This is a genomic window from Azospirillum sp. UENF 111221 (assembly GCF_058780625.1).
The window spans coordinates 1261045-1286572 of record NZ_JBSNCH010000005.1; the positions used below are offsets into that span (position 1 = coordinate 1261045).

The following is a 25528-nucleotide window of genomic DNA, read 5'->3' on the forward strand; positions in this document are numbered from 1 at the left end:
GGCAGCACCCGGCACAGCATCCCTGCGGTTGTCCGGCATGGACCGGACACACCATCCGCAAGAATCTGGCCAGTCTCAGGTTAGACGGACGCTAATTGCATGCAAGTGGAAAAATTTCTCCGCGGAAACACGCCAACCCGTCAGCGCGCGGCCTTGGCCGGCGCCGCGGCGGTATCGGCCAGCGACGCCATGCGGGTGCCTGCCGCGTTCAGCACAGGAGCGCAGGCTGCCGGCATCTTGCGGACCACCCGAGGCTCGGGCTTGTATCCCGGCGGATGCTCGATGGCGGGAGCGGCGCTGTCCAGCCAGGACATCAGCTCGTCCCCGCAGCCGTCGCCTTCGGGCTGGGCATCCTGCTGCTCGCACTGCGGACTGCCGGCGGGGCAGCCCAGCCGGATGTGCATGTGGCCGTCATGGCCGTGCCAGGGCCGCAGCTTGTTCAGGAAGCTGCGGTCGGCCCAGCTGCGCTGGCACATCGCCAGCTTGATCGCCGGATTGACGAAGATGCGGGTGACACGGGCATCGCTGGCGGCGATCTGGACCATCTTCGCCTGCCGGTCCGACCAGTCGCCGCTAACCCGCATGCGGTCGTAATCGACATATTTGATCTCGTCCAGCCGCTCGCGGCCGGAGCGGCCCATCGGCGGCAGATCCAGACGCAGCCAGACGTCGGCATCCAGGCCGATCTGGTGGCTGGCATGGCCCGACGGCATCGGCCCGCCACGCGCCTGTCCCATGTCGCCGATCAGCGCGGTACCCAGCCCGGCGAGCGCCACCCGCTGTCCGAAGTCGCGCAGCATGTCGACCAGCACCGGATGGCCGTAGTTGCGCTGGCGCGACAGGCGGATCACTTGATAACCGACACCCTCCGGCGGCAGGGCACGGGCTCCGGCGATGCAGCCGGCGGCATAACCGCCGATGGATTTGGCGGCCCCCAGCGAGGGGCCGGTCACCGCCCCCCAGGCGACGCTGGTGGCATAGGCCGGGATCGGCGCCGGCTTTTTCTTCCGGGACTTGGCGTCGGCCTCGCCCGCCGCCAGCAGCGCAACGGCCAGCCCGACGGCCAGCCCGACGTGGGCGACCAGTTTGCAGGCACGTCCGCCAAAAGCGCGAAAACCCATCTCTGCCCCCCGCATCGCCGTCGCCAGCACCGCCACTGTTACGGCTATAGCGGAGTCGTGGTTAAGGAATGATGGAGGAGGCACCCGGGCGGCACAACCGAACGGACAGGCGCAAAGCCGGGCCATCGGTGGTGCGCCCCATGGCGGTTCCTGCGGCTCAATCCAGCGTCTGGCGATAGCGTTTCAGCGCCACCACCGTGACCACCGTCAGGAACAGCGCCAGCGCCAGCACCTCCGCCGCGATCTCGGCCAGCCCGTTCCCCTTCAGCAGGATGCCGCGGACGATTCGCAGGAAATGGGTCAGCGGCAGGATCTCCCCCACCGCCTGCGCCCAGCCGGGCATGCCCCGGAAGGGGAACATGAAGCCGGAGAGCAGCATCGACGGCAGGAAGAAGAAGAAGGACATCTGCATCGCCTGCAACTGGTTGCGCGCCAGTGTGGAAAAGGTGAAGCCGACGGCCAGGTTGGCGGCGATGAACAGGATCAGCACGGCGGACAGCAGGCCCAGGCTGCCGACGATTGGCACGTCGAACAGCAGCCGCGCCGCCACGACGATCAGCAGCACCTGGACATAACCGACGACGACGAAGGGCACGATCTTGCCCAGCATCACCTCGAACGGGCGCACCGGCATCGCCAGCAGGTTCTCCATGGTCCCGCGCTCCCGCTCGCGGGTGACGGCGAGCGCCGTCATCATCACCATGGTCATGGTCAGCACCACGCCCATCAGGCCGGGCACCACATTGTACTGGGTGATGCCTTCCGGGTTGTAGCGGCGGTGGACGCGCAGTTCGACCGGGTCGGGACCGGTTCGCATGCCCGCCAGCGGACCGGTCAGGTCGGGGTTCAGCGCCTGGCGGGCGATGGCGGTCAGCGCCGACAGGGCGTTGCTGGTCGCCGCCGGGTCGGTGGCGTCGGCCTCCACCAGCAGGACCGGGCGGGTGCCGCGCTGGAGGTCGCGGGCGAAGCCGGGGGGATGGTGACGGCGAACTGCACCTCCCCTTCCGCCAGCAGCCGGTCGATCTCGACCTCGGACGCGGCGCTGCGGGTGATGGCGAAGTAGCGGGAATTCTCCATCGCCGCGACCAGCGTCCGGGCGAATGGGCTGGAGTCGGCGACCAGAAGCGCGGTCGGCAGCGCCTTCGGGTCGGAGTTGATGGCGAAGCCGAACAGGATCAGCTGCAGGATCGGCACCCCCACCATCATGGCGAAAGTCAGCCGGTCGCGCCGCATCTGGATGAACTCCTTCACCATCACCGCCATCAGGCGGCCCGCCGATATCCGCGCCATCGCACTGCCTCATGGGGGCTGGGGATGGCGGCAAGGGTAGCGCGGTCGGCCGGAGGCGTCGATGCGCCCTTACGTCCCCCTACGCCACCCCGTCCGCGCGGTCGAACTGCAATGCCGCCAGCCTTGCATAGAGGCCGCCCTGCGCCACCAGCTCGCCATGGGTGCCGGTCTCAACCACGCGGCCCTTGTCCATCACCACGATGCGGTCGGCGTTCAGCACCGTCGCCAGCCGGTGGGCGACGATCAGCGTGGTGCGCCCATGCATCAGCCGGTCGAGCGCGTCCTGCACCATCCGCTCGCTTTCGGCATCCAGCGCGCTGGTCGCCTCGTCCAGCAGCAGAACCGGCGGGTCGCGCAGGATGGCGCGGGCGATGGCGAGACGCTGGCGCTGGCCGCCCGACAGCCGCACGCCCTTCTCGCCCAGGAAGGTGCCGAACCCCTCCGGCAGCGCATCGAGGAAGTCCAGCGCATGGGCGGCCTCGGCGGCGGCGCGCACCTCGGCATCCGACGCGTCGGGTCGGCCGTAGCGGATGTTCTCCCAGGCGTCGGCAGAGAACACCACCGGGTCCTGGGCGACGAGGCCGAGGCGTCGGCGCACATCCACCGGATCGGCGTCGCGCACATCGACGCCGTCGAGTCGCACCGAACCGGCCTGCGGATCGTAATAGCGCAGCAGAAGCTGGAACACCGTCGACTTGCCCGCCCCCGACGGGCCGACCAGAGCCACCCGCTCGCCCGGTTTCACATTTAGCGAGAAGCCTTCCAGCGCCGCCCAATCGGGGCGCGACGGGTAGTGGAAGCGGACAGCGTCGAAGGACAGCGCCCCTGCCGCCGGGCTGGGCAACGGCTTCGGGATGGCCGGTGCACGGATTTCCGACTCGACGGACAGCAGGCTGAAGAGACGCTCGGTGGCGCCGGCCGCGCGCTGGAGGTCGCCGATCACCTCGCTGATAGCGCCGACCGATCCGGCGACCACCACGGAATAGATGACGAAGGCCGACAACTGGCCCGGCGTGATGCGTCCCGCCACCACGTCATGGCCGCCGATCCACAGGATGATGCCGACCGCACCGAACACCAGGACGATGACGATCACCGTCATCACCGCCCGCACCCGCACGCGGCGGATGGCGACGTCGAACGCCTCCTCCACCCGTTTGCCGAACAGGGTGCGGTCGATGGCCTCATGGGTGAAGGCCTGGACCGTGCGGATGGCGGCCAGCGTCTCCTCGACGAAGGAACCGATGTCGGCGATGCGGTCCTGGCTGTCGCGCGACAGCTTGCGCACCCGCCGGCCGAAGAAAATGATCGGCGCCACCACCAGCGGGACCACCAGCGCCACCAGCCCGGTCAGCTTGGGCGAGGTGATCAGCAGCATGCCGGTACCGCCCAGGAACAGCAGCGCGTTGCGCAGCGCGATGGAGGCGGACGAGCCGACCACCACCTGCAACAGCGTGGTGTCGGTGGTCAGGCGCGACAGGATCTCGCCGGTCTTGGTCGTCTCGAAGAAGCCTGGCGACAGTGTCAGCACATGGTCGTAGACGGCGCGCCGGATGTCGGCGACCACCCGCTCGCCGATCCAGCTGACCAGATAGAAACGGCCATAGGTCGAGGCCGCCATCAGTGCGATCACCGCCAGCAGCACCAGAAGCGAGCGGTCGAGCAGCGAGGTGTCGCCGCCGGCGAAACCCTGGTCGATCAGCACCCGCATCCCCTGCCCCAGCCCCAGCACGGTGCCGGCGGCCACGGTCAGCGCCACCATGGCGCCCAGGATGCGCCACTTGTAGGGAAGCAGGAACGGCACCAGCCGGCGCAGGGGACCGAGGTCGCGGCGGCGGGCATCCGCCTCGCCACGGGCGGAGGCGGCGATCATGTCGGGGGAGGGTTGGCGAGCCACGCGGTTCCCGCTTGTCTGTTGGGGTTATTGATGCGGATCGGTGGCATATAGCGCGGTGCGGCGACGCCAACAAGGCGATGGACGGGCGAAACCGCCGCGGAAATGGCCTTGGAACCCGCCCGAGACTCCCCGAACAGGGCTCGATTCCGGGGTTGCACCGGCGAAGGCGTTTTGGTATAGACGCCGCTCGCTTTGCAGGAACCCCGGCCATGAAGACTGACATCCATCCCGACTATCACGAGATCACCGTGGTCATGACCGACGGCAGCTCGTTCACGACCCGCTCCACCATGGGCAAGCCGGGCGACACGCTGCGCCTCGACATCGACCCGAAGTCTCACCCGGCCTGGACCGGTGTGCAGAAGCTGCTGGACACCGGCGGGCAGATCGCCAAGTTCAACAAGCGCTTCGCAAACTTCGGCCTCAAGAAGTAAGCGTTACCGCACTTCTATCCTGCCGATGCGAAAAGGGCGTCCGACCGGTTCGGGCGCCCTTTTCGTTTGTGCTTTTCCGTTTGCGCATGGGGCGGTGGCTGCCTTCCCCCACCGCAAGCTTATCCGACAGCGGCGGCGGCGGCCTCGCGCTCCACATCGGCGCGGACCATGGCGTCGAGCCGGTGGACACGCATGTAGAGGCTGTGGCTGCGTTCCAGCAGGCTGCGCAGGCCGGACGGCAGTTCCTCGTTGTCGGGGCCGCTGGGATCGGAGCAGATCTCGCCGCCGGACAGGGCGAAATCCTCGCTCGCCGCCTGCTCCTTCGACATCTCGCCCGCGTGAACGGCCTTCTGCGCCAGCAGCCACGCCATCACCTGGGTCAGGCGGCTGGTCACCCGCATGGATTCGTAGGAGATCTGCAAGCGGACCTGCGGCGGCAGCTTCCGGTGCTCGGCCGCATCGTGATAGGCGATGTAATTCCGCGCCTCGATCAAGAGGGCCATGGTCTCGTCGTAGGGACCGTTGAAGAAGAAGGTGTGCAAAGTCATGGTCGTCGGCCCCCTCCCGCGGACTTACGGCCCTAGCGTGAGCCTTGCCGCAACTGATTAACAATTGGTGACTGGGCGGTACCCGGCAACCCCAGGCGGGGTCTGGCCGGCGTTTGTGCGACCGCCCTCTTGAACAGGGAAAAGCGTCGATTATCTCTCGCTCGTCAGGCGGATGCCCATACGGGGTCCGCCTCCAACCCCACCTTCGAGGACCGACCAGACCGTGGTCCTCGATGGCCGTATCGCTCTTTCGGAGGATATGTCATGCGTAGCTACGACCTTTCGCCGCTGTTCCGTTCCACCGTCGGTTTCGACCGCCTGTCGCGTCTGCTGGAGACCGCGACCACCGGTGACGAGGCGGCGTCCTATCCGCCCTACAACATCGAAAAGCTGAGCGAGGATTCGTACCGTATCACCATGGCCGTTGCCGGCTTTGGTCTGGACGACCTCAACATCGTCGCTCACCAGAACTCGTTGACCGTCACTGGTAAAGCTAAGAAGGACGAGCCGACCGGCCAATTCCTCTACCGGGGTATCGCCGGGCGCGCGTTCGAGCGCCGCTTTCAGCTGGCAGATTTCATCAAGGTGACCAGCGCGTCTCTTCAGAATGGCCTTCTGCACATCGAGCTGGCGCGCGAGGTACCCGAAGCGATGAAGCCGCGGAGCATTCCGATCGTCACCGCCGCCGGCAACCAGGCGGTGGAGGTCGAGACGCCCGCTCCGGCTCCCGCCCTGACCCAGCAGGCGGCCTGACGCCCTGACACGGTCCGTCCGCTTTTGAAGCGGACATGAGAACGGCGCCCCGGACCATCCGGGGCGCCGTTTGCTTGGTCGAACCGCCGCTGTGGGTGGCGCCTATTGGCCCAGCTTCGCGGTGTCCAGAACGATCATCGCAACGCCGATCTTCTGCTTGCCGGCCGGGTCCATCACCGGAACGCTGGCCTCGGTCAGCATGGCGCCGGTCTTGTCGTCCGTCTCCGGGTCGGTCATGTAGAAATCGGCATTGCCGGTGAAGATCTTCTGCCATTTCGGCTCGTCGCCCTGCCAGAAATCGGAGGTCCCGGCGGTCTGGCCGACATTCAGCCCATGATCGTCCATCAGAAGGATTTCGACGATCCGGCCGTTGCTGCCGGCGACGACCTGCTTCAGCTGCTTGGACAGCGCGTTCGACGAGACCTCATCGAAGGCCGGATTGGCGCCTCCCGCCTTGGCCGCCGCCTTCCATGTGTTGTCCATCTCGTCGATCTTGGCCTGGGCGATGCCGGCATTCTTGCTGTTCTGCGATTTCACCGCCCCGACCACCGCCGGATCGGCCAGCCAGGGCTGGGCCTGCTGGCTGACCGCCTTGCGCACCGCGCCCTCCAGGGCGGGATCCGCGGCGGACGCCATCGAGAGCGTGCCTGCGCACAAAAGGGAAACCGCGCAGCCGGCGATCCAGTATCGAGCCTGCGTCATGTGATGTCCTCCCAGTCGTTTGGCCCAGTCATGGGCGGGGCGATGGTCGGACTCCCGATGCCGGCGCCACAGCGTCGGGCCTTGTTTTTCCGTCAAACGGAAGATCCGTGATACGGATCAAATGCCGGAGATCACTGGCGCGGAAAGCTCTCCGGCGGCGCCAGCACCCACTCGGCGTAACCGGCGCGCAGCAGTTCATAGGCGGCGACCAGCCCGGCGGCCCCGGCATAGGCGGTGACCAGCACCTGTTCAGGCGACACCTGCGCCCCGAAGACGATCAGCAACGCGCCGAGGAAAGGCCCGCCCAACAGGAATGCCGCCAGCCACAGCGGTTCGGCCGACAGCCATGCGTTGAGAACCGCACGGGTCCGTTGCGACAGGCGCAGCAGCCCGCCGGCCTTGGCGTCGAGCGCTTCCAGGCTGCCGGCGCGCAACTCTGCCAGCCGCCGGCCGTCGCCGTCGATGAAGATCACCTCCACCTTCATGCCATGGCGGCGGACGGAGGCGCGCACCGAGTCGCCGAGCCGCGTCTCCAGCAGGATCGCGTTGCCGCCCAGCGCCGGCAAGGCGTCGCGCACCTCCTCCGGCGGCTCGCCCCATTCGCGCAACGCCGCCAGGATGACACGGGGGTCGTCGCAGGGAATCGCATCCATATGGATCACCCGCCCCTGCGGCGCCGTCACCTTCAGGACCAGCACCTGCTCCGCCGGATCGTGGGTGCCTTCGACGCGCAGGCCACCGTCGACGACATAGGAGAAGCGCAGGCACCCATCGTGACGGCCGAGCGTGTTCATGGCGGCACCCCTCCGGTCGCATCCCTGGCGGATCGCACCGAAGGGATCTGGGCGTTGGCGTTGAGATGACCAACAAACCAGCCGGGGGAACGGCCATCGCGACGGTCCGGAGAAAAAGGAGATGCCCAACCGGAAAAGACCGGGGCGGCCGGGAGAAAGGCAGCCGAGGCAAAGCCGGCCGGAAGCCGGACAAGAAAAAAGCGCCTAGCCGGTCCGGCTGGCGCTTTGCAATTTACTCTCCCGTGAGAGAGAATGGCGGATGGGGGGAGATTCGAACTCCCGATACCCGTGAGGGTATGCCGCATTTCGAGTGCGGTGCATTCAACCGCTCTGCCACCCATCCGCTGCCCCGTTTGGCGGGGTGGGCGGAACCTATATAAACGCCTCCGGCCGCGCAAGCCTTTTTTGCAGAAAAATGCGAAGCTTTTCGGCCGTATCCCTGTTGACTCTCAGGCCACCTTGAGTATAGATCGTCGCTCCCATGAACGGGCTTGCGCATCGAACGGTGGGCGAGAAGCCCGCCGTTTGTTTTGACATAGGCAGTGACGACAATGTTTGCAGTGATCCGCACCGGCGGCAAGCAGTACAAGGTCGCCAATGGCGACGTGATCCGTGTTGAGAAGCTCGAGGCCGATGCTGGCGCCTCCATCACGCTCGATGACGTGCTGATGGTCGGCGACGCAGGCAACACCACCATTGGCACCCCGACCGTGGCCGGCGCCTCGGTTGTCGCCGAGGTCGTCGCCCAGGATCGCGGCCCGAAGATCATCGTCTTCAAGAAGAAGCGCCGCCAGAACTACCGCCGTAAGAACGGCCACCGCCAGGACCTGACCGTCCTGCGCATCACCGGCATCAACGGCGCGGCCTGATCCGGGTCTTCCGGTCAAGCTTCCAGGCGCATCTTCAGTATTAGGAGCAACACCCCATGGCACACAAAAAGGCAGGCGGCTCGTCCCGCAACGGCCGTGACTCCGCCGGTCGCCGTCTCGGCGTGAAGCGTTTCGGCGGCGAGAACGTCGTCTCCGGCAACATCATCGTCCGTCAGCGTGGCACGAAGTTCCACCCGGGCGAGAATGTCGGCCTCGGCCGCGACCACACCATCTTCGCGATGGCCGACGGTCAGGTCTACTTCAAGCACAGCTCGAACGGCCGCACCTTCGTGAACGTCGTTCCGGCCAACGACCAGGAAGTTCCGGCCGTCGCCGCCGAGTGATCGGGCCGAACAACCAGTAAGGTCGTTGCGCGGCCTGTGTCGCAGGCCTGCACGCTTGTGGGATAAAATCGGGGGACCGGGCGACCGGCTCCCCGATTTTCGTTTTCAGTCCGGTGCCGTCCCGCCGCCGGTTTCCCTTCCGTTTACGGGCAAGGTCCCCCGATGAAGTTTCTCGATCAGGCCAAGGTGTTCTTGAAGAGCGGTGACGGCGGCCCCGGTGCCGTGGCGTTCCGGCGCGAGAAGTTCATCGAGTTCGGCGGCCCGGACGGCGGCGACGGCGGTCGTGGCGGCGACGTGATCATCGAGGCGGCGGACGGCCTGAACACGCTGATCGACTACCGCTACAAGCAGCACTTCAAGGCGCAGCGCGGCCATCACGGCATGGGCAGCAACCGCAACGGCGCGCGTGGCGAGGATGTCGTCCTGAAGGTGCCGGTCGGGACCCAGAATCCTGGACGAGACCCAGGAAACCGTGCTGTGCGACCTGACCGAGGCCGGACAGCGCCGCGTCTTCCTGCGCGGCGGCGACGGCGGGCACGGCAACGCGCACTTCAAGACGCCGACCAACCGGGCGCCGCGCAAGTTCCACCCCGGCTGGCCGGGGCAGGAGCAGTGGGTGTGGCTGCGGCTGAAGCTGATCGCCGATGCCGGCCTGCTTGGGCTGCCCAATGCCGGCAAGTCGACCTTCCTGGCCGCCACCACGGCGGCCAAGCCGAAGATCGCCGACTACCCCTTCACCACGCTGGCTCCCAACCTGGGCGTCGTCCGCGCCGGTGACGAAGAGTTCGTCATCGCCGACATTCCCGGCCTGATCGAGGGCGCGCACGAGGGCCATGGGCTGGGCGACCGCTTCCTCGGTCACGTCGAACGCTCGCGCATCCTGCTGCATTTGATCGACGGCACGGCGGATGACGTCGTCGCCTCCTACCGCACGATCCGCAACGAGCTGGAAGCTTATGGCGGCAACCTCGCCGACAAGCTGGAGGTGATCGGGCTGAACAAGGCCGACGCCCTGCTCGACGAAGAGATCGAGGAGAAGAAGGCGGCCTTGGAGGAGGCATCGGGCGCCGAGGTCATGGTGCTGTCCGGTGCCACCGGCCAGGGCGTGAAGCAGGTGCTGTACCGCCTGCTGACGGTCATCAAGGAATCGAAGGAAGAAGAGCCGGAGGTCATCCACGCCCCCGCGACCCGGTCCATCCCGCGCCCGCCGGTCGGCCAGAAGCTGCCCGACGACGGCGAGATGCAGTGGGACGATGAAACCGGCGAGTGGGTCGGCGGCGAGGAAGACAATCTCGAGGACGAGGACTTCGAAGAGGACCTGGAAGAAGGCGATCTCGAAGAGGGCGAGGAGCTGGACGGCGAGGAGCAGGAAGGCGACTCGGACGAAGCTCTTGACGGAGAGGAGCCGGAGGGCGAAGAGGACGGTTCGGACGACGATACGGACGGAACCTCCCGCCATGGCGCTTGACGCCCCTACCCTTCTCGAATCCCGCCGGCTGGTCGTAAAAATCGGCTCGGCCCTTCTGGTCGACGGGGAGACCCGGCAAATCCGCCGGGATTGGCTCGACGCGCTGGCCGACGACGTCGCCGCCTGCCGCAAGCGCGGACAGGAGGTGGTTATCGTCACCTCCGGCGCCGTCGCCTGCGGGCGGGAGCATCTTGGCCTCGTCGGCCGGGCGCTGAAGCTGGAAGAGAAGCAGGCCGCCGCCGCCACCGGCCAGATCCGCCTTGCCCACGCCTACCAGGAAACGCTGGCCCGCCATGACGTCACCGTCGCCCAAGTGCTGGTGACGCTGGAGGACACGGAAGAGCGGCGGCGCCACCTGAACGCCCGCAACACCATCGACACGCTGCTGAAGCTGGGTGCAGTTCCCGTCATCAACGAGAACGACACCGTCGCCACCGCCGAAATCCGATTCGGCGACAACGACCGGCTGGCCGCCCGTGTCGCGCAGATGGTCAGCGCCGACACGCTGGTGCTGCTGTCGGACATTGACGGCCTCTACACCGCCGACCCGCGCAAGGACCCGGACGCCCGCCACATCCCCACCGTGCGCGAACTGACGCCGGAGATCGAGGGCATGGCCGGCGAGCCGCCCCCCGGCTACAGCAGCGGCGGCATGGTGACCAAGATCGCAGCGGCGCGCGTCGCCCTGTCGGCCGGTTGCCGGATGGTCATCGCCAAGGGCAAGCGCATGAACCCGCTGGCGGCGCTGGAGCAGCGGCCGGAGGATGGCGGCGCGCTCTGCACCTGGTTCCTGCCGTCGGCCGAGCCGACCAGCGCCCGTAAGGCCTGGATCGCCGGGCATGTCAACGCCACCGGCGTGCTGGTGGTCGATGACGGCGCCATGCGCGCCCTGTCCCACGGCGCCAGCCTGCTGCCCGCCGGTGTCACCGCCGTGCAGGGAGACTTCGACCGCGGCGACGTGGTGATCGTCCGCACGCAGGAGGGGCGCGAGGTCGCCCGCGGCCTCGTCGCCTACAGCGCCGACGACGCCCGCAAGATCCTGCGCCACAAGAGCACCGAGATCCCGGAGATCCTGGGCTATCAGGGACGTGACGAGATGATCCACCGTGACGATCTGGTGGTGCGGTGACCGCGATGTCGCGCAGCCCGATCCGCGCCATCCTGTGGGACATCGACGGCACGCTGATGGACAGCGAGCCCTGGCACCAGCAGATCACCGTCGACGTCTGCCGCGGCTATGGCCATGAGCTGAGCGAGGAGGACTGCCGGTCGATGCACGGCGTGGCGTTCCGCGAGATTTACGCCGCCCTGCATGCCCGCCGCCCCTTCCCCATCGACCTGAAGGTCTGGGCCGACGAGATCAACGCGCAGTATGTCGCCAACGTCGATCGCGTCCGCCCGCGCGAGGGTGCCTTCGCCCTGGTGGAAGCCTTCGCCGCCCGCGGGCTGGCCCAGGCCTGCGTGTCGAACGGCGGGCGCATGATCGTCGACGCCAACATGCGGGCGATGGCGATCCCGCATTTCCGCTTCAGCATCGCGCGCGAGGACGTTGCCAACGGCAAGCCCCATCCGGAGCCCTACCTGTTGGCGGCGAAGATGCTGGGATTGCCTCCGGAAGCCTGCGCGGTGATCGAGGACAGCCCCACCGGCGCCCGCAGCGCCAAGGCCGCTGGCATGCTGACCATCGCCTGGCCCCAGCACCCCGCCGTGGTGTTCGACACGGTGGACCATCTGGTGGAGGATCCGGGGTCGCTGGATTGGGATGCGCTTTGCGGGTGAGGAAGACGGGGGGTCGGCGACCGACCCTCCCTGAGTCCGTCATTTCTGGATATTGACCACAGCCGACACCGGGGCCAGCGCGATGCCACGATCGGCGAGAGCGGTCATCCAAAGATTTCAGACGCTCGATCGTCGTCGGATAGGGGGAAGCGAAGCCGACGGCGGCACCGTTGGCCTTGGCAAGCTCCTCCAACTCGCGCAGCTGGTCGTCGATGGCGCCGCGCGACAGGTCGCGGTCGATGACCCGGTCGCCCAGCGCCCGCGGCACGCCGGCCAGATTGGCGAGCGGCCCGGCGACGCTCTTGGGGTTGGCGCGGGCATCGACCAGCAGCAGGCCGCGGGCCTTCAGCGCGTCCACCACCGGCTGCATCGCCGCCGGGTTGGCGGTGAACTTGCTGCCGGTGGTGCTGGTGATGCCGACATAGCCCACCGCCTTGCCCAGCGACCATTCCAGCCGCTCCACATTGCGGTCGGGGCCGAGCATGGTCAGCAGCGCATTGGGGCCGGGATCGTCGCGCGGGTAGTTCAGCGGCTCCATCGGCACCGACAGCATCACCTCGTGCCCCTTGGTGCGGGCCCGCTCGACCCAATCGTCCAGCCGCTCGGCATAGGGCAGGAAGGCCAGCGTGATGCCGGGCGGCAGCTTCGCCAGTGCGTTGCCGGTGGTGACGCCGCTGAGCCCCAGGTCCGACATCACGATGGCGATGCGCGGCCGCTTGTCGGTCGCCGGGAAGGGCCGGGCATAGACCTGCCAGGGCTTGCGCCCGTCCTGGGCGATGCGCGGCAGCGGGCCGTTGCGGCTGTCCTCCACCAATCCCGGCACCGGAGCCGGGACCAGAGTCACCGCCGCCGCCGGAACACCCGGCAGCGGCAGCGGGGCGCCATCGGTCGGCAGCGGCGGCGGAACCGCCGGGGCGGCAACCTTGGGCTCCGGCGGTGGCGGTGGCGGCAGCGGTGCGACCGCGACCGTCGTCGACGGAATCGACGCCTGCCAGGCCTCCCGCGTCGCCCCGCCGTTCAGAGCCAGCCAACCGGCCAAGCCGGCATAGGCGACCGCCACCACGGCGACGGCACCCAACAGGGCTTTGGAAAGCGGCTTGCGTGGTTCTCCCGCCGAGTCGTTTCCATTACGACGGAAACGGCGCAGCCAGCCGAGCCCGGGGCGCAGGCCCCGGACATCGAACCGCAGACGACCGAACAGGGCGGGAGCCTTCACTGTCGTTCGCTCCGGTCAGCGCGCCGCGGAGCGCTGCTGGAACAGGGCGACGCCACGCAGCAGAATCCAGCGCGCGGGCGAGCTGGAAGTCGAAGGGCGGCTCCGCCCCCTCCGCCGCTGCACCCTCGGCCGGGGCGGGGGCGGCACCCGGAGCAGGGGCAGCACCGGGTGTCGCACCGGGAGCACCGGGAGCCACTGGGGCGGCACCCGCCCCCGGTCCCGGAGCCGGCGCGGCCGGGTTCGGGGCCGCCGGCGTGCCGGGAGCGGCCGGGTTGGTGGTTGCCGGACGCGGCGCCTTGCTGGCGGCGTCGGGGTTGACCAGCGCACCCTTCAGGTCGGCCTCGCGGCGGCGGATGACGTTCTTGTCCAGGTCCTCCACCTTGGCGACATGCACCTCGATGTCCGGAGTGATGCCGAGCTGCTGGATCGAGCGTCCCGACGGCGTGTAGTAGCGCGCCGTGGTCAGACGCATGGCGCCATGGCCGGGCAGCGGGATGATGGTCTGGACCGATCCCTTGCCGAAGCTCTGGGTGCCCATGATGATCGCGCGCTTGTGGTCCTGCAGCGCGCCGGCGACGATTTCCGAGGCCGAGGCCGAGCCGCCGTTGATCAGCACCACCAGCGGCATGCCCTTGATCAGGTCGCCCGGCTTGGCGTTGAAGCGGGTGCCTTCCTCGGCGCGCCGGCCGCGGGTCGACACGATCTCGCCCTTCTCCAGGAAGGTGTCGGAGACCGAAACCGCCTGGTCGAGCAGGCCGCCCGGGTTGTTGCGCAGATCGAGCACGAAGCCCTTCAGCTTGTCGCCCAGCTGCTGCTGGATGGAGGAGATCGCCTTCTCCAGCCCGCTCTGCGTCTGCTCGTTGAAGCTGGTGACGCGGATGTAGCCGATGTCGCCTTCGGTGCGGAAGCGGACCGACTGCACCTTGATGACGGCGCGGGTCAGCGACACGGTGAAGGGCTCTCCCGCCTCGCCGCGGCGGACGGTGACCTTCAGCTCGCTGCCCACCGGACCGCGCATCTTCTCCACCGCCTCGTTCAGGCTGAGGCCCATGACCGCCTCGCCGTTCAGCTGGACGATCAGGTCGCCCGGCTGCAGGCCGGCGCGGAAGGCCGGGGTGTCGTCGATGGGGGAGACGACCTTCACCAGGCCGTTCTCCATCGTCACCTCGATGCCCAGCCCGCCGAACTCGCCGCGGGTCTGGACCTGCATGTCCTGGAAGCTTTTCTTGTTCAGATAGCTGGAATGCGGGTCGAGCGAGGTCAGCATCCCGTTGATCGCCGATTCGATCAGCTGTTCGTCGGTCACCGGCTCGACATACTCGGCGCGGACGCGCTCGAAGACGTCGCCGAACAGGTTCAGCTGCCGGTAAGTGTCCGACGAATTGCTGGACTGAGCAGTGACGGTGGCGACGCCGGCGCCCAGAAACACCAGAGCTGCCGCCGTTGCGGCGCGCTTGAACATCCTCATCTACCCTTGTCCTTTCCCCTCCGGGGCGCCGAACCCGCGTTGCGGATTGATCGGCTGGCCGTTTCGTCGCAGCTCGAAATAGAGATCCGGATTGCCGTCCGGCGGCATGACCGCCAGCGGTTCCCCGCTGGCCACCTTACGCCCGACGGCCGTTTCGATCCGGCCCAAACCCGCAATCAAACTATGATATCCGTTGCCGTGTTCCACGATCAAGATGAGGCCATAGCCCTTGAACGGGCCGGCGAACACGATCGTGCCGCCGCGCGGCGCCACCACGGCGGCCCCGGCGCGGGTCTGGACCGTCACGCCGCGGCTGGTCGCGCCATAGCGGTCGGCCTCGCCGAAGCGGGTCGTCAGCTTGCCGGCCGCCGGCAGAACCATACCGGAGACGGCCGGAGGTCCGTCCGGAGACTTCGCGGCCAGCTCGCGTTCGCGTGCCGCCTCCCTGGCGGCCTCGTCCTTCGCGCGCTTTTCCTCAGCAGCCTTCTGTTCGGCGATTTTCTGTTCGGCGGCGCGCAGTTCGGCCAGCTTGCGTTCGGCCTCCTTGCGCTCCGCCTCCTTCTGGGCGGCGAGCCGGCGTTCGGCCTCGCGCTTCTCCGCTTCGCGCTTGGCGGCTTCCTTGCGCTCCGCCTCGCGCCGCTCGGCTTCGCGGCGTGCAGCCGCCTCGATGGCGGCGCGGCGTTCGGCCTCGATGCGCTCCATCAGCTGGCGGAGATCGGTGGCCTGCCCCGACGAATCCGCCATGCGCTGGCCGACCTGGACGCGCTCCTCCTCCGTCTGGCGCGACAGCTCCTCGCGCCGGGCGATCAGGCGGTTCATCTCATCCTGCTTTTCGGTCAGCGCCACCCGCGCCGCCAATGCCTTCGCCCGCTGGTCGACCAGCTTGCCGCGGGTGTCGGCCAGCGCGGTCAACGCCTGGGACAGCGCATCGGCCCGCGCCTTCAACGCCGGCACGGCGTCGCGCAGCAGCAGGGCGGAGCGCAGGGTATCGACGGGGCTTTCCGGCCGGGCCAGTGCTGCCTCCGGCGGGATGCGCGCCAGCCGCTGGAGGGCGGCCAGCAGGGTGGCGATCTGCTGCCGTTCGGCGTCGAGACCGGCGGAGCGCTCGCGTTCCTCCCCCTCCAGGGCGGACAGCGACTCTTCCAGCTGGTCGAGCGTCTGTTCCTGCCCGCGCGCCTGGTCGGCCAGCGCGATCAGCCGGCCGCGCAGGGCATCGAGTTCGCTCTGGAGCGCCTGGGACTGGCGTTCCAGCTGCTGCTGGCGCTGCTTGCCGGTCTGGAGCTGCTGTTCGACCCGCTTGAGGGTGTCCTTGGGGGCTTCGGATTGAGCATTCGCCGGCTGAGCGAGAATCAGGCCGGCGATGACCACGAAGCCGGCGAACAGACCCTCTCCTACCCCGGATACCCTCTCCCCCCTGGGAAGAGGGCTGGGTGAGGGGGAGGCGATGCGGGATGCAAATCGCGATGCAGGACCAAGCACCGGACTTCCCGCAACTCCACGCCACGCGCCCCCCTCACCCCGACCCTCTCCCCGGGGGGGAGAGGGGGACAAAGAGGTGAAAGGGACGGGCGCCATCCGTTATTCCGCCGCCGCGCGGGCGGCGGTGCGGACCAGCAGGTTGCGGCCGGTCATCTCGGCCGGCTTCGGCAGGCCCAGCAGGTCCAGCAGTGTCGGGGCGATGTCGGCCAGACGGCCGCTGTCGATCCGGGCGCCGGCCGGGCCGTTGACCAGCACCAGCGGAACCTTGTCCAGCGTGTGGGCGGTGTGCGGCCCGCCGGTCTCCGGATCCTTCATCAGCTCGCAGTTGCCGTGGTCGGCGGTGATCAGCATGGTGCCGCCGGCACGGCGCACCGCAGCCTCCACCTGACCGACGCTGCTGTCGACCGCCTGCACCGCCTTGATGGCGGCGTCCAGCATGCCGCTGTGGCCGACCATGTCGGGGTTGGCGAAGTTGACGACGATCAGGTCGTACTTGCCCGAGTCGATGGCGCCGACCAGCTTGGCGGTCACTTCCGAGGCCGACATCTCCGGTTGGAGGTCGTAGGTGGCGACCTTCGGCGACGGGACCAGGATGCGGTCCTCGCCCTCATAGACCCGCTCTTCGCCACCGTTGAAGAAGAAGGTGACGTGCGGATACTTCTCCGTCTCGGCGATGCGCAGCTGCTTCAATCCGGCCTCGGAAACCACCTCGCCCAGCACCTTGGTCAGGGTTTTGGGCGGAAAGATGGTGGTCATCAGCTTCGCCAGCGCCGACGAATATTCGACCATGCCGACAACGGCGGCCAGCTTCGGTGCCCCATCGACGGGGAAGCCGCCAAAATCCTTCTCGACATAGGCGGCCAGGATCTCGCGGGCGCGGTCGGCGCGGAAATTCGCCATCAGGATGGCGTCGCCGTCCTTCATGCCGGCGTAATCGCCGATCACCGTCGGCAGGATGAACTCGTCATGCTTGTCGGCGGCATAGCTCTGTTCGATGGCCTGGATCGGGTCGGCGGCGCGCTCGCCTTCCGCCCTGGTCATCGCGGCATAGGCCTTGGCAACGCGGTCCCAGCGCTTGTCGCGGTCCATCGCGTAATAACGGCCGATGACGGTCGCCACCTCGACACCCGGCAGCTCGAAGACGTCGGCCATGAACTCGGCGACCTGGTCCTTGGCGCTCTGCGGCGGAACGTCGCGGCCATCGGTGAAGGCATGGACCGCCACCGGCACGCCCTCGCGCGACAGCACGCCGGCCAGTGCCGCGATGTGGTCCTGGTGCGAGTGGACGCCGCCCGGCGACAGCAGGCCCATCAGGTGGACGCGCCCACCGGTCTTGTGCATCTCCTTGACCAGATCGTTCAGCGCGGCGTTGCGCTCAAGCTCGCCCTCGACGATGGCATGGTCGATCATCACGAGATCCTGCATGACCACCCGGCCGGCGCCGAGATTCATGTGCCCGACCTCGGAGTTGCCCATCTGGCCCTTGGGCAGGCCGACCTCCTCCTCGCTGGCGTCGAGGAAGGCCGTCGGTTCGGCCGACCACAGGCGATCCCAGTTCGGGGTCTCGCCCAGCGCAATCGCGTTGTCGGACCGCTCCTCGCGATAGCCCCAGCCGTCCAGGATGCAGAGGACGACGGGGCGGGGTCGGTTGGTCTCGGTCATCGCGCTTACCTTTCTCGAAAGGTTGTGGTCTCGGAGTTTCGTGTTTTCAGCTCCGGCGCTTTTCCGCGCGCCGGATGCGACGCTCGGAATCAGGACCTGTGATAGGGGTGACCGGCAAGAATTTGTTGAGCGCGATAGAGTTGCTCCGCAAGCATGCCGCGCACCAGCATGTGGGGCCAGGTCATCGGCCCGAAGGCGAGCAGGAAGTCGGCCCGCGCGCGCACCGCGTCGCCATGGCCGTCGGCACCGCCGATCAGGAAGGCGAGGTCGCCGGCGCCGCGGTCGCGCCAGTCGCCGATCTTCGCGGCGAAACTCTCGCTTGGCAGCGCCTTACCGCGTTCGTCCAGCGCCACGACGATGGCGCCGGCCGGCACGGCGGCGAGCAGCAGCTCGGCCTCCTGCCGTTTCAATTCGTCGGAGGAGAGGCGCTTCTTCACCTCGACCTCCTTCAGGGTGAAGGGCCAGCCGAGCCGTCCGACATACTCGTCGAACAGGTCGCGGGTCGGTCCACCCCGCGACCGCCCGACGGCGGCGAGCCACAGACGCATGATGCGGCCCTCCGCCGTCGTTTCCGTCCTCTGCCCGTCAGGCGCTCAGCCGCGCCGTGCCCGACGGCGTCGGCAGTTCCAGGCCCCACATCTTTTCGATGTTGTAGAAGGTCCGGACTTCCGGCTTGAACAGGTGGACGATCACGTCGCCGGCATCGACCAGCACCCAGTCGCACTGGGCCATGCCTTCCATCTCGACGCCGCGGACGCCGGCCTGCTTCAGCTTCTCGGCCAGCTTCATCGCCATGGCGCCGATGTGCCGCGTGTTGCGGCCCGACGCCACGACCATGTAATCGGCGAAGGTGGTTTTCCCGGCAAGATCGATGACGGTCACGTCATCTGCCTGGTCGGCGTCGAGCGACGCCTGGATGAGCGCCTTCAGATCCTGCGGTTCCAGGATCTGGGGAACGGCGGCTGGCCGCGGAGCGGTCGCGGCCGTTTCGGTGTGCGTGGTGATGGCTCCAACCTCTTGCAACGGTTTCACGACCCGGCGGCCCGTGCCTGCCGGATCGCCGTCGCCGAGGCCGGGTGCAAGGGATTGCGTAAGAACGCCCAGGCCGGCCGCCTGCGGCGCGCCAGCCCTTTTACCCCAGACACCGACACCCGCCGACGGGTGTAGCGCTGGGCGGCCTTGCCGCTCAACGCACCAAGAGAATAGGTTGGACGGGCGAAAACCGCAACGGCCACCGAGTCGAAGATTCGATTCCAGTGCTTCCAGCGTGGAATTTGCCGCAAATTGTCCGCCCCCATCAACCAAACGAAGCGGGTTTTGGGGAAGCGGCGCTGAAGCTTGGCCAGCGTATCGGCGGTGTAGCGGGTGCCGAGCGCGGTCTCGATGGCCGTCACTTCGATCCGTGGATGAGCGGCGACGGCCCGCGCCTCCGCCAACCGCTCGGGCAGCGAGCCCATGCCGGACGTGGACTTCAGCGGGTTCTGCGGACTGACCATCCACCAGACGCGGTCGAGCCCCAGCGCTTTCAGCGCGAACAGGCTGATGTGCCGGTGCCCGGCGTGGGCCGGGTTGAACGACCCACCGAGAATGCCAACGGTCAGCCCCGCATAGAGCGGGCCGGAGTAGAGCTGGGGGGCGTGGTGTCCCTCTCCCGCCCCGGGAGAGGGAATGGGCCCATGAGAAGCATGGGAAGGGTTAGGGGTGATGCAAGGATCGGGGGATCCATGTCCGGATCGCCCCTCACCCTCCCCGCCTCCGGCGGGTCCCCTCCCTCTCCCGGGGCGGGAGAGGGCCTGATCCTTAAGGCCGCGTCTGGCCATCGCCGCGCACGACATACTTGTAGCTGGTCAGCTGCTCCGCGCCCACCGGGCCGCGGGCGTGGAACTTGTCGGTGGAGATGCCGATCTCGGCACCCATGCCGAACTCGCCGCCGTCGGCGAACTGGGTGGAGGCGTTCCACAGCACGATGCCGCTGTCGACGCGGGACAGGAACCGCTCCGCCACCGCCGGATCCTCGGTCAGGATCGATTCGGTGTGGTGGGAACTGTGGGTGTTGATGTGGTCGATGGCCCCATCCACCCCATCCACCACGCCGCAGGCGATGATGGCGTCAAGATACTCGGTGTCCCAATCCTCCGGCGCCACCGCCGTCACCCGCGGATCGACAGCCTGGGCCGCCGCATCGCCGCGCACCGCGCAGCCGGCATCCAGCAGATCCTTCACCAGAACCGGCAGGACCGTGCCGGCGATGGCGCGGTCGACCAGCAGCGTCTCGGCTGCGCCGCAGATGGAGGTCCGGCGCATCTTGGCATTCAGCACCACCTTGCGCGCCTTCTCCAGGTCGGCGGCGGCATCGACAAAGACGTGGCAGTTGCCGTCCAGATGCTTGATGACCGGCACCCGGCTCTCGTCGGCGATGCGCTGGATCAGCGACTTGCCGCCGCGCGGAATGATGACGTCGATGTAATCGCGCATGGTCAGCATGTGGCCGACGGCGGCGCGGTCGGTGGTCGGCACCAGCTGGATCGCCGCCTCCGGCAGCCCGGCCTCGCGCAGCCCCTGGGCCAGACAGGAGGCGATGGCGCGGGAGGACCGGATGCTCTCCGACCCGCCGCGCAGGATGGCGGCGTTGCCCGACTTCAGGCAGATACCGCCGGCATCCGCCGTCACGTTGGGCCGGCTTTCATAGATGATGCCGACGACGCCCAGCGGCACGCGGACGCGCTGGATGCGCAGGCCGTTGGGCCGCGTCCACTCCGCCAACACGCCGCCGATGGGATCGGGGAAATCGGCAATGTCCTCAAGCCCCTTGGCCATGCCCTCGATGCGCGTGTCGTCCAGCATCAGCCGTTCGCGCATGGGGCCGGAAAGGTCGCGGGCACTCGCCATGTCCTCGGCATTCGCTGCCTTGATGTCGGCGGCGCGGGCGCGGATGGCCGCCGCCGCCGCCCTCAGCGCCCGGTCCTTCGACGGTCCTGGCACGGTCGCCAGCGCGGCCGCAGCGGCGCGTGCGGCGCGGCCGAGGGCGATCATCTGGTCGTGCAGGGCGTCGGTGGTGTCGAGCAGGGCGGACATGGAGGTCTCCGGACACTCTATCCGTTGAAGGGACGACGACCTTAACGAATTGTTCGGGGTTGCGAAAGCCGCGCGGTTGTGGGACTTCGGCGTTGCGGTATGGGCGGGCGTGTGCAAAACGCAACGCGCAGCCCCGCGCCGGGCACGGTTTTCGGGTAAGGTGACATGCTGACGCTGCTGCTGATCGTCTCCGCCTTCTTCGCGGGCGTGCTGAACGCCGTGGCCGGGGGCGGCAGCTTCCTGACCTTCCCGGCGCTGATCCTGGCCGGCGTGCCGCCGCTGAACGCCAACGCCACCAGCACCGTCGCGGTGTCGCCCGGCGCGCTGGCCAGCGCCTTCGGCTACCGGCGGGAGCTCGGCCGCATCCGCGAGGTCCACCTGCCCTCCTTCCTCGGCATCAGCCTCGTCGGCGGACTGCTGGGCGCGCTTCTGCTGTTGTGGACGCCGCAGCGGACCTTCGAGGTTATCGTGCCGTGGCTGCTGCTGTTCGCGACGCTGCTGTTCGCCATCGGCCCGACCGCCTCGGCCTGGGTCCGCCGCAATTTCACCATCGGCCACGGCACGGTGCTGGCGGTGCAGTTCCTGATCGCGGTCTATGGCGGCTATTTCGGCGGCGGCATCGGCATCCTGATCCTGGCGACGCTCGGGGTCTTCGGCCTGACCGACCTGCATGCGATGAACGGGCTGAAGTCGCTGGTCTCCGGCTGCCTGAACGCGGTGGCAGTGGCGGCCTTCGTCGCCGGCGGGGCGGTCTATTGGACGGAGGCACTGATCATGCTGGTCGCCGCCATGGCCGGCGGCTATGCCGGCGCTTCGGTAGCCCGCCACATCCCGCCGCCGGTCCTGCGCAAGCTGGTGATCCTGGTTGGGGCGGCGATGACCGTCTATTTCTTCCTCACGAAAACCTGACCCGAACGGAGCCTGCCGGCATGACCGCCCCCATCGACCGCACCCCTATTGATCGTGGCTCCCTGCCCTACCGTCCCTGCGTCGGCATCATGCTGCTGAACGACCGCGGCGAGGTGTTCGTCGCCAGGCGATGCGGGTCGGAAGCCGACTGGCAGATGCCCCAGGGCGGCATCGACGATGGCGAGGATGCCCGCAGCGCCGCCTTCCGCGAGCTGGAGGAGGAAATCGGCACGGCGAAGGCGGAGTTCATCGCCATGACCGCGGCCCCCCACCGCTACGACCTGCCCGACGATCTGCTGGGCAGGGTGTGGAAGGGCCGCTGGCGCGGGCAGGAGCAGATGTGGATGCTGGCCCGCTTCACCGGCGACGAGGCCGACATCCGGCTCGACACCGACCACCCGGAATTCGACGACTGGAAATGGATCGACGCCGAAGAACTGCCGGGCCTGATCGTCGCCTTCAAGCGCCCGGTCTATGAGTCCGTCCTCGCCGAATTCCGTCCGCTGATCGCGCCGGCAAGAGGCTGACGCATCCTGCCGAGCGCCAGCCTCTCCGCCATGTCCCATTTTTGATTGCGGTTATCCCCAACTTCCCGCCGCCGCCCCCTCCGTCCGAAGCTTGCGCTTAACGAATCCTTGAGACGCAGTCTGGCAACGTCGCTGCTGCAACCGGAATGCGCAAGAATGTGCCTGCCGTAGACGGAGGGGTGGCGTGTCGCTGATCAAGTGGACGGAGGAGGATGACGGCCGGCTCCGCCTGGGCCTGCCGAGCGACCTCGATTTGCCCATGGCGCAACCTCTGCTGGACAGTTTGCGCGCCGCCTTCAAGGCGTCGGCCGACGTCACCGTCCAGGCCGACGCCGTGGAGCGCATCAGCGCCGCCTGCATCCAGGCGCTGGTCGTCGCTGCCCGCGATGCGGCCGAGCGCGGGACCGCCTTCGTCCTCGCCGCCCCGTCCGAGGTGCTGTCCGAAGCGTGCGAGGATCTGGGACTCGCCGCCTGGCTGAAGCAATGGAGCCGAGCGTGAAGAAGAAAGTGATGACGGTGGACGATTCGCGCACTATGCGCGACATGGTGTCCTTCACCCTGCGGGGCGCCGGCTATGACGTGGTGGAAGCCGCCGACGGCCAGCAGGCGATGAGCGCCATCGCCACCAACAAGGTGGATCTGGTCATCACCGACCTGAACATGCCGGTCATGGACGGGCTGACCCTGATCCGCAGGCTGCGCGCCATCCCGGCCCACCGCACCCTGCCGATCCTGATGCTGACCACCGAGGCGGACGAGAGCAAGAAGGCGGAAGGCCGCGCCGCCGGCGCCACCGGCTGGATCGTGAAGCCCTTCAACCCCGACAAGCTGGTGTCGGTGGTGCAGAAGGTCTGCGGCTGACCGCAAGCCGCCGGATTCAGGAAGGGGTGCAGCCGTGGACGATCTCAGCCGCTTCAAACAGACCTACTTCGACGAGAGCGCCGAACTCCTGGCGGTCGCCGAGGCCGGGCTGCTGCGCCTTGCCCCCGGCGAAATCGACATGGACGAGGTGAACGCGATCTTCCGCGCCGTCCATTCGATCAAGGGCGGTGGCGGCGCCTTCGGCTTCAACGACCTCGTCGCCTTCGCCCATGAATTCGAAACGGTGATGGACGGCGTGCGCAACGCCGAAATCCCGGTCAGCACCGAACTGGTCGACACGCTGATCCGCGCCAACGACGTGCTGGCCCGCCTGCTCGCCCACGCCGCCGACGAAACCGAGGCGCCGGCCGGCACCACAGACGACACCGTCGCCGCCCTCCGCCGTTTCCTGGACAAGACCGGGGAGCAGGCGAACGAGGCCGCGCAGCCTGCCGCCATCCAGGCCGCCGCAGGCTTCCATCCCGACGACGAGGATGACGAGGCCGGCATCTTCGGCGACGCGCTGGCCGCCATCCAGGCCGCGCGCGACGACCAGCCGGCGCCCGCCGCCGGCCCCGTTCCCGAAGGCAAGGTCCGCTGGACCATCGTCTTCCGCCCGAAGGCCGAACTGCTGCTGTCGGGCAACGAGCCGACCTACATGCTGCGCGCCCTGCGCCGCCTGGGCGAGGCGGAGGTGGTCTGCCATCTGGACAGGCTGCCCTCCCTGCGCGACCTCGACGCCGAACTGCTGCACCTGTCCTGGACGGTGACGCTGCTGGCCGACCCGCAGGTGGACCGCGCCCAGATCGACGATGTGTTCGAGTTCGTCGCCGACGACTGCGACATCCGCATCAGCGCCGAAGCCCCCCCGCCTGCGATCATCCCCCCCGCGCTCATTGCGCCGGCGGAGTCTGTCCCGGCCGCCGCGCCCGCCCCTGCCGCCAATCTGCCGCAGCCGGCCACCCCCGCCGCCACCACATCCGGCGCGGCGGGTGCGGCGAAGCCCGGCGACGGCGCCAAGCGGACGAACGGCGGTACCGGGGGCAGCGACCATGCCGGGCCGACCACCCACACCATCCGCGTCGACCTCGACAAGATCGACCGGCTGGTCAACATGGTCGGCGAAATGGTCATCACCCAGGCGATGATCGCGGAGCATCTGCGCGACCTGCCGCCGGGCCAGTTCCAGGAACTGCTGGAAGGGCTGGAGGGCCTTGCCCAGCACACGCGCGAACTCCGGGAAAGCGTGATGTCGATCCGCGCCCAGCCGGTTTCCAGCGTCTTCTCCCGCATGCCGCGGTTGGTGCGCGAATGCGCCGCCGTGACCGGCAAGGAGGTGATGCTGGTCACCACCGGCGAGACGACCGAGGTCGACAAGACGGTGGTGGAGAACCTCGTCGACCCGCTGACCCACATGATCCGCAACTCCATCGACCATGGTCTGGAAGGCCCGGATGAGCGGGAGCGCGTCGGCAAGCCGCGCGCCGGCACCGTGCATCTGTCGGCCGCCCACCGGTCGGGCCGCATCGTGATCGAGGTGACCGACGACGGCCGCGGCATCAACCGCGCCAAGGTGCTGTCAAAGGCCATCGAAAAGGGCCTGGTCCAGCCGGGTGCCAGCCTGTCGGACGAGGAGATCGACCACCTGATCTTCCTGCCCGGCTTCTCCACCGCCGATCAGGTGTCGAACCTGTCCGGCCGCGGCGTCGGCATGGACGTGGTGCGGCGGAACATCTCCAGCCTGGGCGGGCGGATCGGCGTCTATTCGACGCCGGGCGAAGGGTCGCGCTTCGTCCTGTCGCTGCCGCTGACGCTGGCGGTGCTGGACGGCATGGTGATCTCGGTCGGCGAGGAGCGCTTCGTCCTGCCGCTGACCAACATCGTCGAAAGCCTGCGCCCCAAGCCCGCCGACCTCCATGGGCTGGTCAACAAATGCGATGTCATGATGGCGCGCGGCGAATATGTCCGGCTCGTCCATCTGCACCGGCTGTTCGGCATCCCCAAGGCCATCGACGACGCCACCAAGGGGCTGGTCGTTCTGGTGGAGACGGAGGACGGCTCCCGCCTCGGCCTTGTGGTGGACGAGGTGCTGGGCCAGCAGCAGGTCGTCATCAAGAGCTTGGAAGCCAATTTCCGCCGGCTGGACGGCGTCGCCGCCGCCACCATCCTGGGCGACGGCCGGGTCGCCCTGATCCTGGACGTGGCGGGCTTGCGCGAAATGAGCCGGCATGGTGCAGGCAATGGAAACGCCCCCGCCGACAGCACCCCGCCTTCCCCGTCCCTGCCCGCCCCGGCGGACAAGTCCGACCAGCGTCAACGCCAAACGGTTTGA

General features: G+C 68.2%; 22 protein-coding genes, 1 tRNA gene and 4 pseudogenes. 12 read left to right on the forward strand and 15 right to left on the reverse strand.

Translation table 11 applies throughout. From position 1 onward, the window contains the following. Positions 1-140: 140 nt before the first annotated feature. The 3 genes and pseudogenes from mepA to ACWPN3_RS20500 form a co-directional block, all read right to left on the reverse strand. Entirely contained in the window at positions 141-1121 is a 981-nt protein-coding gene (mepA, locus tag ACWPN3_RS20490; RefSeq protein ID WP_247872926.1) for a penicillin-insensitive murein endopeptidase, read from the reverse strand. Between the two features lie 157 nt (positions 1122-1278). Continuing rightward, positions 1279-2411 (reverse strand): annotated as a pseudogene (locus tag ACWPN3_RS20495) (ABC transporter permease). Between the two features lie 79 nt (positions 2412-2490). Next, complete coding sequence (locus ACWPN3_RS20500) at positions 2491-4284, reverse strand: ABC transporter transmembrane domain-containing protein (RefSeq protein WP_199237784.1); 1794 nt, start codon at positions 4282-4284, stop codon at positions 2491-2493. 233 nt (positions 4285-4517) lie between these two features. Here ACWPN3_RS20500 and rpmE point away from each other — a divergent pair, with 233 nt between their 5' ends. After that, positions 4518-4742, forward strand: coding sequence for a 50S ribosomal protein L31 (rpmE, locus tag ACWPN3_RS20505; RefSeq protein ID WP_012974887.1), 225 nt, complete (start codon positions 4518-4520; stop codon positions 4740-4742). A 119-nt stretch (positions 4743-4861) separates the two neighbouring features. Here the strand turns inward: rpmE and ACWPN3_RS20510 are convergent, their stop codons facing one another. Next, positions 4862-5290 (reverse strand): DUF1465 family protein, encoded by a 429-nt coding sequence (locus ACWPN3_RS20510; RefSeq protein WP_492240968.1) that lies wholly within the window; start codon positions 5288-5290, stop codon positions 4862-4864. 264 nt (positions 5291-5554) lie between these two features. On the opposite strand from ACWPN3_RS20510, the gene ACWPN3_RS20515 reads away from it, so the two are divergent. Further along, positions 5555-6043 (forward strand): Hsp20 family protein, encoded by a 489-nt coding sequence (locus ACWPN3_RS20515; RefSeq protein WP_109445664.1) that lies wholly within the window; start codon positions 5555-5557, stop codon positions 6041-6043. Between the two features lie 102 nt (positions 6044-6145). Here ACWPN3_RS20515 and ACWPN3_RS20520 read toward each other — a convergent pair whose 3' ends face one another. From ACWPN3_RS20520 to ACWPN3_RS20530, 3 genes are all read right to left on the reverse strand, one after another. Further along, a complete protein-coding gene (locus tag ACWPN3_RS20520) occupies positions 6146-6679 on the reverse strand; it encodes a PDC sensor domain-containing protein (RefSeq protein WP_492240970.1) in 534 nt (177 codons plus the stop codon). Positions 6680-6876: 197 nt separating this feature from the next. Beyond that, the gene (locus ACWPN3_RS20525; protein WP_492240971.1) at positions 6877-7539 is read right to left on the reverse strand and encodes a hypothetical protein; all 663 of its coding nucleotides are present in this window, start codon (positions 7537-7539) and stop codon (positions 6877-6879) included. A gap of 253 nt (positions 7540-7792) precedes the next feature. Then, positions 7793-7882: transfer RNA gene (locus ACWPN3_RS20530), tRNA-Ser, on the reverse strand. A gap of 208 nt (positions 7883-8090) precedes the next feature. Here ACWPN3_RS20530 and rplU point away from each other — a divergent pair. From rplU to ACWPN3_RS20555, 5 genes and pseudogenes are all read left to right on the forward strand, one after another. Beyond that, positions 8091-8408 carry a 50S ribosomal protein L21 gene (gene rplU / locus ACWPN3_RS20535; RefSeq protein ID WP_012974890.1) on the forward strand — a complete coding sequence of 106 codons (318 nt, stop codon included), beginning with the start codon at positions 8091-8093 and terminating at the stop codon, positions 8406-8408. Positions 8409-8464: 56 nt separating this feature from the next. Then, positions 8465-8752 (forward strand): 50S ribosomal protein L27, encoded by a 288-nt coding sequence (rpmA, locus tag ACWPN3_RS20540; RefSeq protein ID WP_109048977.1) that lies wholly within the window; start codon positions 8465-8467, stop codon positions 8750-8752. Between the two features lie 162 nt (positions 8753-8914). Next, positions 8915-9905: pseudogene (obgE, locus tag ACWPN3_RS20545) on the forward strand (GTPase ObgE); the annotation flags it as partial. 304 nt (positions 9906-10209) lie between these two features. Beyond that, positions 10210-11349, forward strand: coding sequence for a glutamate 5-kinase (gene proB, locus ACWPN3_RS20550; RefSeq protein WP_492240973.1), 1140 nt, complete (start codon positions 10210-10212; stop codon positions 11347-11349). Positions 11350-11354: 5 nt separating this feature from the next. Beyond that, complete coding sequence (locus ACWPN3_RS20555; protein WP_109452639.1) at positions 11355-11999, forward strand: HAD family hydrolase; 645 nt, start codon at positions 11355-11357, stop codon at positions 11997-11999. A gap of 169 nt (positions 12000-12168) precedes the next feature. Here the strand turns inward: ACWPN3_RS20555 and ACWPN3_RS20560 are convergent. The 8 genes and pseudogenes from ACWPN3_RS20560 to ACWPN3_RS20595 all read right to left on the reverse strand — a co-directional run. Continuing rightward, positions 12169-12693 (reverse strand): annotated as a pseudogene (locus ACWPN3_RS20560) (divergent polysaccharide deacetylase family protein); the annotation flags it as partial. 537 nt (positions 12694-13230) lie between these two features. Next, a pseudogene (locus ACWPN3_RS20565) lies at positions 13231-14683 on the reverse strand (S41 family peptidase). After that, a complete protein-coding gene (locus tag ACWPN3_RS20570; RefSeq protein WP_492261710.1) occupies positions 14684-16051 on the reverse strand; it encodes a murein hydrolase activator EnvC family protein in 1368 nt (455 codons plus the stop codon). Positions 16052-16261: 210 nt separating this feature from the next. Then, entirely contained in the window at positions 16262-17824 is a 1563-nt protein-coding gene (gpmI, locus tag ACWPN3_RS20575; protein WP_492240976.1) for a 2,3-bisphosphoglycerate-independent phosphoglycerate mutase, read from the reverse strand. An 89-nt stretch (positions 17825-17913) separates the two neighbouring features. Continuing rightward, positions 17914-18372 (reverse strand): 23S rRNA (pseudouridine(1915)-N(3))-methyltransferase RlmH, encoded by a 459-nt coding sequence (rlmH, locus tag ACWPN3_RS20580; RefSeq protein WP_014248610.1) that lies wholly within the window; start codon positions 18370-18372, stop codon positions 17914-17916. Between the two features lie 37 nt (positions 18373-18409). Then, complete coding sequence (gene rsfS / locus ACWPN3_RS20585) at positions 18410-18856, reverse strand: ribosome silencing factor (RefSeq protein WP_109445646.1); 447 nt, start codon at positions 18854-18856, stop codon at positions 18410-18412. Next, entirely contained in the window at positions 18853-19659 is an 807-nt protein-coding gene (locus ACWPN3_RS20590) for a nicotinate-nucleotide adenylyltransferase (protein ID WP_492240977.1), read from the reverse strand. Before ACWPN3_RS20590 ends, rsfS begins: the two co-directional genes overlap by 4 nt. After that, positions 19625-20899, reverse strand: coding sequence for a glutamate-5-semialdehyde dehydrogenase (locus ACWPN3_RS20595; RefSeq protein WP_492240978.1), 1275 nt, complete (start codon positions 20897-20899; stop codon positions 19625-19627). The genes ACWPN3_RS20590 and ACWPN3_RS20595 overlap by 35 nt, the downstream gene beginning before the upstream one ends. 165 nt (positions 20900-21064) lie before the next feature. Between ACWPN3_RS20595 and ACWPN3_RS20600 the strand changes: the two genes are divergently transcribed. The 5 genes from ACWPN3_RS20600 (at position 21065) to ACWPN3_RS20620 (ending at position 25528) form a co-directional block, all read left to right on the forward strand. Further along, a complete protein-coding gene (locus tag ACWPN3_RS20600; RefSeq protein WP_109445642.1) occupies positions 21065-21808 on the forward strand; it encodes a sulfite exporter TauE/SafE family protein in 744 nt (247 codons plus the stop codon). A gap of 20 nt (positions 21809-21828) precedes the next feature. Next, positions 21829-22335 (forward strand): RNA pyrophosphohydrolase, encoded by a 507-nt coding sequence (locus ACWPN3_RS20605; RefSeq protein WP_492240980.1) that lies wholly within the window; start codon positions 21829-21831, stop codon positions 22333-22335. Positions 22336-22519: 184 nt separating this feature from the next. Further along, positions 22520-22834, forward strand: coding sequence for an STAS domain-containing protein (locus ACWPN3_RS20610; RefSeq protein ID WP_109445638.1), 315 nt, complete (start codon positions 22520-22522; stop codon positions 22832-22834). Next, the gene (locus ACWPN3_RS20615; protein ID WP_109048963.1) at positions 22819-23196 is read left to right on the forward strand and encodes a response regulator; all 378 of its coding nucleotides are present in this window, start codon (positions 22819-22821) and stop codon (positions 23194-23196) included. The genes ACWPN3_RS20610 and ACWPN3_RS20615 overlap by 16 nt, the downstream gene beginning before the upstream one ends. Positions 23197-23230: 34 nt before the next feature. Further along, a complete protein-coding gene (locus ACWPN3_RS20620) occupies positions 23231-25528 on the forward strand; it encodes a chemotaxis protein CheA (protein ID WP_492240982.1) in 2298 nt (765 codons plus the stop codon).